This is a genomic window from Pseudomonas sp. GW821-FHT02H09 (assembly GCF_059421425.1).
Genome location: NZ_JBWKVA010000043.1, coordinates 1 through 11,443 on the forward strand (window position 1 = coordinate 1; position 11,443 = coordinate 11,443).

Here is an 11,443-nt window from a genome sequence, read left to right on the forward strand (position 1 = left end):
CTGTCGCCGCTATTGAGCGGGTTGAAATTCAGTTGCAGCGGCACGACCGGGCCGCACAGGTTATTGGCCTTGAGTTCGGGTAATGAAATCGCGCAGGTGTATTGCCCAGTACGCGGGTCAACCTGACTTTGTATGAAATTCATGAAGTTGAAGGCGTTAGAGGACACGGAAGTGGAAATGGCCATGGAAAGAGCCTCGTTGCAAACGGGGGGATAGAGTGATGCCAGACAACAACGGAGGTGATTAGTTGGCCGGTTGAGAACGTTCGATATAAACGCAGCTGAGTCGCTCGTTCAGATTCTTGGTGGCGAAATTAGCCCCCACGTAAGCGTCTTCCACGCGCGTATTCTTTTTCGGGATTAGTTCGCCGGCACTCGATCTTCTCAGCTCATCAATGGACAGGGTTGCAACACCAGGATTGGACCAGTCAGTCGGCTGTTTAACGGTTTTAAGTTTGAAGAAAAAATTATTACTAACCTTCGCGTCCGAACACGCTTCATTTTCATAAAACTGAATCAACGTCGCCGAAGGAACATTTTCGAGCCAGAAGGTGGCAACCATATTGTTCTCGCAATATTGATTGCTCGCACCGAAATTAAAAGTCTGGCTGGTCGCGGGTATGGCTAATGTGCATTTTTCTTCACCTTTATCATTGTTAAAGTGTATTCGCCCGTACGTGTTCCGGGATTCGTCTTGTTTGACCGGAGCGGTTTGCGCTGCGGCAAAACTGCTTACTCCGAAAAACATCATCCATGCGCAAGTAGTCAGTACTGTTTTGGGATAATTCATTATGGGATACCTCGAATCTGATCCGCGTGAGGTGGGAGTGTGGTGTTGCCTTTTGCCCGACTTTAGCACCCGTAGCGGCTTTGGCAACCTAGCAGTTCTGCTAGTACCCAGCATGATTAATCGAGCGTAAAACGTACTGAAATATTCAGGTTTCTTCGTGGATTAACGTTCCACTCATTCGTATTAGTGTGAGGAGTAGCAACATGGCAGCAGGCGATCTGCAGGGGCCGAACATTCCGCTTTTGATCAATAATACAATTGATCCGCAAGCCTTGAACGGAGCCCCTCTCCCAACGTATGCCAAGTACGACAATCCTGCACTTGGCGATACCCTTTATCAGAGCTGGCTTGGACTGGCGCAGGATGGTACGCCGGTAGATGTTACGGATATTCCGATCGATGTAGATCCGGGCAATGAGACGCCGTCGGGGTTCCTGATGGAGATCGCCAATCACTTCGTGCAGGCATTGGATAAGGGGCAGGTGTTTTATTCGTTTTTTCTTGAGCGCGTCACAGGCGAGCCCAAGGAAGAGTCCAAGAGAATCCATTTCGGTATTGGCAAGGACGGCCGGTTATCCGCTCCCCAGATCAAAGAGTCCCATGACAACCAGCTGGACCCTGACGCGATTGAAGGCAATATGACGATCGCGGTAGTGCCTTATACCGTGATGTCCAACGGTGATGTGGTCAAACTTTTCTGGATGGGAACACGTGCCGATGGCAATCCCGGTCCCACCGTTGGCCCCTTTACCAAGACCTTGAGCGATACCGATACCGATCCCACCAACAACCCGGGGCAGGTGTTGAGCTGGACAGTGCCAAGAACCAGCGCCGTGGCGCTGCGCGGGGGCTCGATTACCCTGCATTACGAGATCACCTATGCGTCGCTCACCGCACAGGCTGACACCGAGTCGGCAGAACGCACGATTCTGGTGACGCCGCCCACAGTGCCTGAGCTTGCAGCACCGAGTGTCAAGGACCTGACGGGCACCGTGATCAACCCCGGCCAGTTTCCCGAGGGCATTCGCGTGGCGATTCCGGTCTATCCGGGCATTCGCATCGGTGACGATGTGCTGGTTTACGGAACGCGCACCGGATCAGGCAGCGGCCCGAACAAGAACACCATCCAGTACTTGAAGATCGACCGATCCATTATCGACAGCGGCAAAATTGAAGTACCGATCGCAGCCCAGTGGCTGCTCGACAATCGTGGTGGCGCCGTGACCCTGCGTTACCAGTATGCGCGGGCCGATGCCGCCGGCTCCGGCATCCCCCTGGAGCTGACCGTGCGAGAACCCCTGGTGTTGCCGACACCGACGGTTGATCGCAGTGTAGTTGCCAATGGCCGGGATGAGTTGAATCCGGTAATGGCCATCAGCGGTGCTTATATCGCGATTCCTTCCGCCGCCACGATCGGTGACGGGGATACGGTGACGGCGTACTGGAAAGGCTTCGGTGCCAGTGGCTCGTGTGAAGTACAGGAGCCCAGTCAATTTAACCCGATGAAGTTCAAAGTACCGTCGACCGTGCTACCGCCGAACTTCGGTAAAACCGTTGAGGTGACGTACAGCGTAGCCGGACAAGACGCCGAGCCTCCTTTACAACTCTTTATTCGCGAGTTCGCCAGCCATCCGTCCATCGAATGTGAAGGCGCGCAGATTGGTTCGCCGGCCACCTTGAAACTTTCGGATATCCCGGCAGCGGGGGCCTTGTTGAGTGTGGGCCTCTGGTCGTTCATTTCGACGGAACAAACAGTGCGCCTGTGGCTAACCGCCAGCGGCATTGAAGGTCGGGAAATTCTTGCTGTGCGCCCGGTCTTGCCTGAAGAAGTCGAGGGCGGTGTCACAGCTCGCTTATTGACAACACACCTGACGGGTATTGCGCTGAATGCGACATTCACTTTGAAAGGCAGCGTGAGTTTCGATGGCGGGCATTCAACCTTCGCATTCAAGAATTTGCAACTGAAGTTAGTGGCCTGAGTCTGGATGTATGGCCGTTCAGCGTGTTATCCAGGGATGATCAAACCATGAGCAAAATGTCATTGACGCAATTAGTGAGCGCGATGCAAGGTAAATCCCTGACCTATGGTTGGGACGCAGTGACGCTCTACGATCAACGCAAGGCAAACGAGTTGTTGTTTCAGTTGTATGTTGAGCGGTTTACTACCGAAGATGGGTATATCGAACCTATCTCAATGGCAATGCCTTGGGCGGATGGGTCATATAAGGAACATCTCTACAATCTTAAATTGAGTGCACCGCGTCTGTCGTTCGAAAGTGCGGATCCCGGTCTTGCGGCCCGGGCACGGCTGACCATGGATATGATCGGCGGCATGATTGTCAGCACCAAGGCACATACTGGCGGTGCTCGTTATGTGTCGAAAATGCTGCAAGTACTACCTATCGGCGGGCCGCAATTATGGATGGACCAGCCGGTGACAAAGGGCGTGGTCACTGGGCCGGGTGAGATGGTAATTGATCTCACGAATGCCGATAACTTCAAGGCAAATTTTGTTATAGGGGAGCTTGCCCAGGACGATGTAGGTAAGCGTTTCAAGGAGTATTTTGCTAAAGAACTGACCCCGGAACAAAAACGTTTTTCATTGGGGCGTTTGAGTGGTGATTCAAATGGTGTATTGACCCCCAAAAACTTCGTCATACGAACAATGGCGTCTGACTCCACAGCCGTGATGGGGGCCGAAAACTATGGCGATGGCGCCGTGATGATGTTCATTACCTTGAAGGATGGTCAGGACAGCAGCAACTTTCCCAATAAAAATGCGCTTTATCTGATTCCAGCAGACGGAAACGGCGCCAGGTTTACAGGGGCGATGTTGCTTTCCAGTAAAGTTCTTGCTGAAAAGATTTTGAAGCCGGCAATAGAGCGTTCCGTTGGAAATGGGTTGATTTTCAGGGTCGTACATTCGGGTCAAGAAATTGCTTCTACCCTGGAAGCGACAGCCGGTGGGGGCAGTGGTGGTTTTAGTACTGTCATGTATAGGTATTGGGATGCAGCCAATCAACGCGACTCTTACACAAACAGTAAAATGGAACCATTTCCTTATCAATTCAAGTGGGTAGGCAGTTCTGGAACCGGCTTGAAAGTGGGTTATGGTTCGGGGGGGAGTCTGCGTATTGATTGGGCTGGCTCTATTTCGGGGCAATGCAAAGTGCCGGCAGCCACCGGAAAATATAATTTTGGTTATCGCTGTACTTATGACATTGGCATGAAGCTTGAAGCCTCACTTGATAAGGAAACCCATCATGTCGAGTTAGGCAGTCCGACTATTGTTCGCAGTAATGCGAGTACTACGTTCAGTGGAAATGCAGCGCATTATTGGAATGAGGATGGCGAGTCTGTAACAAAAAGTGCTACTTCCGGCAGGGTACAGTCCCTGGTTTACGACGTGCTTAAAAAAATTGAACTGCCGTCGGTTGATACGTTTCTGCTCAGAAATCTTTTATTTCCCGGGCACAACGCCTTGCACCTGACCGAGGCGTTCGTCCCCGGAGATCTTGCGGTATTTGGTGAGATCGATCCGCTGCGCACCACCACGGTCATGGCTCCGTTGAACTCGACCATCGAGGCTGGCAGTACGTTGCAATTCACTCTGACGCCCATGCCGGAAAGCGTCGAGTGGGGGGTGTGGGATGTGGACGGGGAACTCGTTAACGCGGGTGAAATCAGTTCGACCGGCAAATACACGGCACCGTCGCAGACTCAATTGCCCAATAGTTCTATCACGGTCATCGTGACCGCGAGGGGGGTACTCGATGGAAAACCAGTGCAAAGCTCGGCGCTGGTTTCCGTGCTCCACAGCGCCACGCAGGTCAACCCACTGTATGCCAGCTGCGATACTGGACAAACGCTGGATCTGGAAGCCAAAACACTGGGGAACACGGCGCTGCAATGGACAATCCTGACTCCGCAGTGGAGGTCAACGTTGACAGCGGTTCCCGGTGAACCCGATAAGCGCAAGTATACCGCCGGGAACAACATGGATCCTGCGGTGCCTTTTCCAATCGATAAAATCGAAATTAAAAATACCGCCAATAATACAGTCTCCTATATATATGTAACCATTAACAAAGTGCTCACTATGGCGCCTATGGTACTTCACGAATCGAGTGATCCGGCAACGGGCACTGTACGGTTTAATTTGCTCGGGGAGGAAGGTCCTATTGTTCCAGTCCCTGGAGTGATCACCCTGACCTGGAACTTGCTGGCGGGAGAGGGAAGTATTGATGCGAACGGCGTGTACACAGAGCCAAGGACAATTACCCCTGGAAGCTTTGCGGTCATATCCGGCACCGCAAATATTTCGGGAGCAATGAAAATATATGGGCATACGGTGATTCCGCTGCCACTTGGCAAGTACGCCGAGCTTATTGGGGCGGTGAATCAGACGATTCGCGGGACTTGATAAAAATATAACTCACAGATGGATGACTCTACCGTCGTGTTTAGCCGTCCGTTAAATGTGAAATGGTGGGCCTGATTCTGGGTGTGTTGTTGTTCGAATTATTTTTTGGAGTGTTTGAATCATGAGCAAGATGTCATTGACGCAATTAGTGGGCGCGATGCAAGGTAAATCCCTGACCTATGGTTGGGACGCAGTAACGCTCTACGATCAACGCAAGGCAAACGAGTTACTGTTTCAGTTGTATGTCGAACGGTTCAATACCGAAGATGGATATATTGAGCCCGCATCAATGGTTGCGAGTTGGGGGGATGGCTCATACAAGGAGCATATCTACAACCTTAAATTGAGTGCGCCACGTCTGTCGTTCGAAAGTTCGGATCCCAGCCTTGCGGCCCGAGCGCGGCTGACCATGGATATGATCGGCGGCATGATTGTCAGCACCAAAGCACATACTGGCGGTGCTCGTTATGTTTCGAAAATGCTGCAGGTGCTACCGATTGGCGGACCGCAATTGTGGATGGATCAGCCGGTGACAAAAGGCGTGGTCACCGGCCTGGGTGATGTGGTGATCGATCTCAAGAATGCCGATAATTTCATGGCGAACTTTGTCATTGGTTCGCTTGCCCAGGAAGAGGTGGGCAGGCGGTTCCAGGAATACTTTGACAACCTGCCACCTCGTTTGAAAATTTTCCCGCTGGGTCGTTTGGAGGGCGAGTTGAACGGTGTCCTGACACCGAAGAATTTCGAAATAAAGACAATGAAATCCGATCCCCTCGCCTTGTTCGGAGATGAGCGTTATGGCGATGGCGCCGTGATGATGTTCATTACCTTGAAGGATGGTCAGGACGGCAAAACTTTTCCCAATGAAAATTCGCCTTATCTGATTCCAGCAGACGGAAACGGTGCCAAGTATACAGGCGCTATGCTGCTCTCGAGTCGGGTGCTGTTCGATAAAGTCATGCGTGGGCCAGCAAAGGCTGATATTGGGTTTGGCATTGATTTTCTGGATTACACGCCAGAAAATGGCGGTGGGCAGGATGTTGCCTGGAATTTGCGAGGCAGTACCGGTGGGCTCGAACATAAATTCGTTCATGACTATAGAATTCGCAGTGATGATTTTCCTGCGACTTTCGAAGCGGATTTGTACTCGCACTTCAAGCTCGACGACGGAGGGCCAGCCCTGACCATAAAGAGCAGTGGAACACGCATTGAGTTTGTCTGGAATAAAACGTATAGCACTCGATTTAGTCGAGTGATTCACTGGTCTTGGCCGACGGGTGATGAGTGGGATTACGGTGATCTAAGCTTTGTCTGCAACTATAGTGTTAATTTTGATATTGCATTGAACAAAGATACGGGTGTCGTCAGCTTCAATCGTAATACGAGTTCCTCTAATTTCAAAATGGAAGTAACGGGGTTCGATCATTTATTTGATCTGAAATGGGAAGGGATCAACATGATCCCTAAGATTGAAGAATTTTTTCGGCCTAAACTCCTGGAAATACTCAAGGAGTTATCGACGCCCGCCATTGATACCTTTCTCCTGCGCAACCTGCTGTTTCCCGGCCACAATGCCTTGCACCTGACGGAGGCATTCGTTCCCGGAGATCTTGCGGTATTTGGTGAGATCGATCCGCTGCGCACCACCACGGTCATGGCCCCGTTGAACTCGACCATCGAGGCAAACAGTACATTGCAATTCAGCTTGACGCCCATGCCGGACAACGTTCAATGGAGCGTGCGGGATGTAGACGGGGAAAACACCACGCCAGGGGTAATCAATTCGAGCGGTAGATACACAGCACCGTCTCAGGCTCAACTGCCCAACGGTTTTGTTGCGGTCATGGTGACCGCCACGGGGACGCTGAATGGAAACCCCGTGCAAAGCTCGGCGCTGGTTTCGGTACTCCATAGCGCCATGCAGGTCAACCCGCTGTATGCCAGCTGCGATACCGGACAAACGTTGGATCTGGAAGCCAAAACACTGGGGAACACGGCTCTGCAATGGACAATCTTGACTCCGCAGTGGGGGTCAACGTTGACAGCGGTTCCCGGTGAACCCGATAAGCGCAAGTATACCGCCGGGAACAACATGGATCCTGCGGTGCCTTTCCCAATCGATAAAATCGAAATTAAAAATACCGCTAACGATACAGTCTCTTATATTTATGTCTCCATCAATAAAGTGCTCACTGTGGTGCCTATGGTACTTCACGAATCGAGTGATCCTGCAACGGGCACTGTACGGTTTAATTTGATAGGGGAGGACGGTCCTATCGTTCCAGTCCCCGGGGTGATTACGCTGACCTGGAACTTGCTGGCGGGAGAGGGAAGTATTGATGCGGACGGTGTGTACACAGAGCCAAGGACAGTTACCCCTGGAAGCTTTGCGGTCATATCGGGTACTGCAAATATTTCGGGAGTAGTGAAAATACATGGGCATACGGCCATTCCGTTGCCGCTTGGCAAGTACGCTGAGCTTATTGAAACGGTGAATCAGACCATTCGCGGTATTTGATCAAGCCATACCGGCCTTTCATCCGTAATACCGGTAACCTGGTTGTCGGTGTTTTTTTCATGTCATTATTTTTAAGGTAGGTGAATCATGGCCAATTATTCTTTGGTTGAACTCACTAACAGAATGCAAGGCAAATCAATCACCCTCGGCTGGGACGCCGTGGTTTTCATGAATCGCGCCAAGGTCAATAGTCTGTTGGAGCAGCAATACGTTACCCGCTTCAATAGCGACAGTTTTTTGAAGCGTATTTTCGGGGCGCCGGCGATGACCCCGGATGGCGATGAAGTGCTTGAGCTGAGCGGGCTGATATTAAGCCACCCGCGTTTGAGCTTCGAAAAGGCATCGCTGCGCAACTCCCGGGCGACCGCGACCATGGATATTGTCTCGGGCACCGTTTCGTATGTGCGCAAGGGGTCCAATCAAGTTCCCGGGGTCATCCTCTATAGCTATGTGGTGAGCGCTCATCAAGGGTTCACTCTCACCATGGACATTGACCTGGCGGCCAGCAAAGGCACGGTCAATGAACAAGGCCGGGTCATTGTCGACATCGGCGATGGCTATAACTGCCGCTGCAACCTGGTTAACGAGGACAAGGCACAAGAAATGCTGGGCGACTTCTTCAAGGCGCTATTCCTGGAGCAAAAACCCGAGGACCGGGTCTACGAGTTGGGCATGCTGGACCTGCGGGATGTCGACTTGCTGGCGCCGCGCTCGTTCCTGGTCCGGACCATGGCGACCGATGAAGGGAAAATCCGCACCTCTGACGATTACGGTGAGGGGGCGGTGGTGCTGTTGGTCAGGACCAAGGGTAATCCGACAGAGGGGAATGATCCGTCGGAAGAAGCACTAGATTATTTAATTCCTAATGATCGGGATCCCCAAACGGGTAAAGCGATATATTCGGGGGCGTTGGTGTTGGCCAGTCGGGTGGTGTTTGACTGGTATATTCAGTTTTTCCTGGAGAAGCAGGTTGGTAACAACCTTAGATTTGAACGAGAGGCAGCGTCTAATTATGTAGCTCGGTCTTTGCGAGCGATAAGTGGAAAGTTTGATCTCCCAGGTGTTTATCTACCATGGAACCCTGACGAGTACAATCACTACGATATAAAAAATCGCGGTCCGCTAGGCATTGAATTTTCAAGTAGTCTTCCGGGTAAGTCGTTGAAAGTATTCAGTAACGATGAAAATAGATGCGCGCTCACGTGGCATAGTCGTCAGACACAGCCCTATCAATTTCACGCCTACAACCCGCTTGCTATCCCTCAACACCGCTACAGGGATTTTAATATCTATGCTTCACCTACGGTGAAAATCATTCTGGACCCCGTAATAAGTGGTTCCGATAATACTGTTGTCTTGAGGCGCTTGCCGGGGTCGATCGTTGAATGTCCTATTGACCTGGATGAGTTTTACGATTTGCCAGGAAATATTCCTGGACATTTCGAGCCCGAGGTCATAGAAAGGCTCACTAAACCGATAGCTGAAAAATTCGGATCATTTGATAAGATCGAACTTCCCGAAATCAGCGTCTTGAGCATCAGTAACCTGCTCTTCCCCGAACGCAACGCCTTGCAACTGACCGAAGCCCGACTGCCGGGCGACCTGGTCTTGTTCGGTCATATCGACCCGAAAGAAACCACCTTCACCCTCGACCCGCTCTTGCCGGTGATCAAGGCCGGCGAAAAACAAACCTTCACCATCCGGCAACTGGGCTACAGAGCGTCGGATGTCACCTGGAGCGTGCGCAGTGTCGATGGCAGTCGGGCCCTGGGGACGATCGTCAACGGTGAATACACGGCGCCGGCCGTGCAGCTTCTCGAAGGCCCTGCAGCGCGTAACGTGGTCACCGCGACTTATACCGACCCAGTCACCGACAAGGAAGTCACCGCCTCGGCATTGGTGACAGTGGCTATGGCCGGCGTGGTGGTGACCCCTTCGATGTCACTGATTGACATGAGCGATCGCAAAAGCGTGACGCTCAAGGCCACCACGCTGAGCGGTTCCAGGTTGACCTGGACCCTGCGCGGCAGTCTTGGCACCCTGACCCCCAACGGCAATGAGGCCGTCTACACGCCACCATCGACAAATCCGGCCAAAACGCTGGAAACCGTGCTGATCGATATTCAGGATGATGTTTCCAAAGAGACAGCGATCGCCACGGTACTCCTGCGCTCGGGATCATTCTCGCTGGGGATCACACCGGCTTTCCATCCGGGCTTGTTGCCCAGCGGTCGTGCATTGTTGCAGGGACCGGCGGAGGTTACACCGGATATGATGAAATGGGAGGTGGTCGCAGGAGAAGGCTCAATCTCGTCGGATGGCCTTTTCACAGCACCGGCGGTCATAACAGCGCCCTACAGCGTGGTAAAAGGCACATTGGCGGGTGCCGTTTCCGGCTACAGCATCATTCACTTGTCCGACCACGCCCGGCAGTCGAACTGGTACACCCTGGACACCTTCGAGTTTGAAGTAACGCCTATACCCCCCACGGTGTATGCCAACGGCCTGCAACAGGCCAGGGTTGTGGTTCGGGTTCGGCCCACCGATGTCGATGGGGAAGAGGTGGAATTGTCGGATAGTGAATATGCCAGTATCCGTCTTGTTTCGGCTGATCAAAAAATTCCATTACCGGAGGTGGGGGAGGACGGGGTACCAGAAGGTAATAAATGGTATTACACCGAAACCGAAAACACTTACGACACCTATCCCCATCCAAATGTTGCCTCCCAATTAGAGGTTCAGGGGAACAGGCCGAAAGGGCTGCAGGTCAAGGAATTTTTTGTTCAGTGTCATAAAGTCGAAAACCTGCGCGTCGCCGCCATGTTGCGCAGTGATAACTATGAGGACATCTATTCCAATCCATCTCCGGATGACGGCGAGGCTAATCGCAAAGTCATTAACCTTGTCGCCGTTAAACCACCAGACGCAGGAACCGTGGGAGGGGTGGTATTTACCTTAAGTGAACCAACCCGCGTAGAGGGCGATCCAGACGATGAAAACGATCTGAGTACGCTGGATTACTATTATTTGAAACTGTTGATCAAACAGGTGCAGGTGGGAATAAAAAAGATCAAGTTTATCGGCAATACAAGCATGGTTAAATGGGAAAGTGACACCTTGCTTGAGGATGTTCACAGTATTACCGGGTATGCCCTTGCCGATGACAAAAACGATCAGGGCGAGACGATCTTGCACATCGACGAGATCCTTATGCGGCGATTGAGCGGGCAACTTCAACTTCCAGTAGAAACTGTCAAGCCAGGAAGTCCTGTGCCTAGAGGTGAAGTGTTGTTCAGTCTGCAGCGCCGTGAATACTGGCGATACGACCGGTATGCGAAATCCGATTTCGACGCGGCGTTGAATGTGATTGTTTATGACACCTATGGGAATAAACACAGTGTAAGAATCGGCTTTGACGGTGTGAATCGAAACAAGCTGAAAATTATCGGCCAGTAACGCCGACGGTTCAAGGCGCGATCTCTCCAGGTCGCGCTGTTTAAACATGTCTATGTTTTAAGGAAGAACGCCATGTCGACATCTACTTCCGTGCACTCCAATGCCTTCAACTTCATGAGTTTTATACTTAGCCAAGTCGATCCGCGTACCGGGCAATACACCTGCGCGATTTCATTGCCTGAACTCAAGGCCAATAACCTGTGCGGCCCGGTCGTGCCGCTGCAACTGAATTTCAACCCGCTCAATAGCGGCGACAG

General features: G+C 51.9%; 7 protein-coding genes. 5 read left to right on the forward strand and 2 right to left on the reverse strand.

Annotated features, from left to right (window positions below; genetic code table 11):
- Nucleotides 1-185, reverse strand: a 185-nt coding sequence (locus tag AC07VR_RS31440) for a hypothetical protein (protein ID WP_495013620.1), incomplete at its 3' end; no start/stop codon positions are given.
- A 58-nt stretch (nt 186-243) separates the two neighbouring features.
- The gene (locus tag AC07VR_RS31445) at nt 244-789 is read right to left on the reverse strand and encodes a hypothetical protein (protein ID WP_495013621.1); all 546 of its coding nucleotides are present in this window, start codon (nt 787-789) and stop codon (nt 244-246) included.
- Nucleotides 790-992: 203 nt separating this feature from the next.
- Between AC07VR_RS31445 and AC07VR_RS31450 the strand changes: the two genes are divergently transcribed.
- The 5 genes from AC07VR_RS31450 to AC07VR_RS31470 form a co-directional block, all read left to right on the forward strand.
- Nucleotides 993-2,768 (forward strand): hypothetical protein, encoded by a 1,776-nt coding sequence (locus AC07VR_RS31450; RefSeq protein ID WP_495013622.1) that lies wholly within the window; start codon nt 993-995, stop codon nt 2,766-2,768.
- Between the two features lie 47 nt (nt 2,769-2,815).
- Nucleotides 2,816-5,212: a hypothetical protein gene (locus AC07VR_RS31455; protein WP_495013623.1), complete on the forward strand. Its 2,397-nt coding sequence runs from the start codon at nt 2,816-2,818 to the stop codon at nt 5,210-5,212.
- Between the two features lie 121 nt (nt 5,213-5,333).
- On the forward strand, nt 5,334-7,730 hold the full coding sequence (locus AC07VR_RS31460; RefSeq protein ID WP_495013624.1) for a hypothetical protein: 2,397 nt from the start codon (nt 5,334-5,336) through the stop codon (nt 7,728-7,730).
- Between the two features lie 87 nt (nt 7,731-7,817).
- The gene (locus AC07VR_RS31465) at nt 7,818-11,186 is read left to right on the forward strand and encodes a hypothetical protein (protein ID WP_495013625.1); all 3,369 of its coding nucleotides are present in this window, start codon (nt 7,818-7,820) and stop codon (nt 11,184-11,186) included.
- Between the two features lie 72 nt (nt 11,187-11,258).
- On the forward strand, nt 11,259-11,443 hold a 185-nt coding region (locus AC07VR_RS31470; RefSeq protein WP_495013626.1), incomplete at its 3' end, for a hypothetical protein.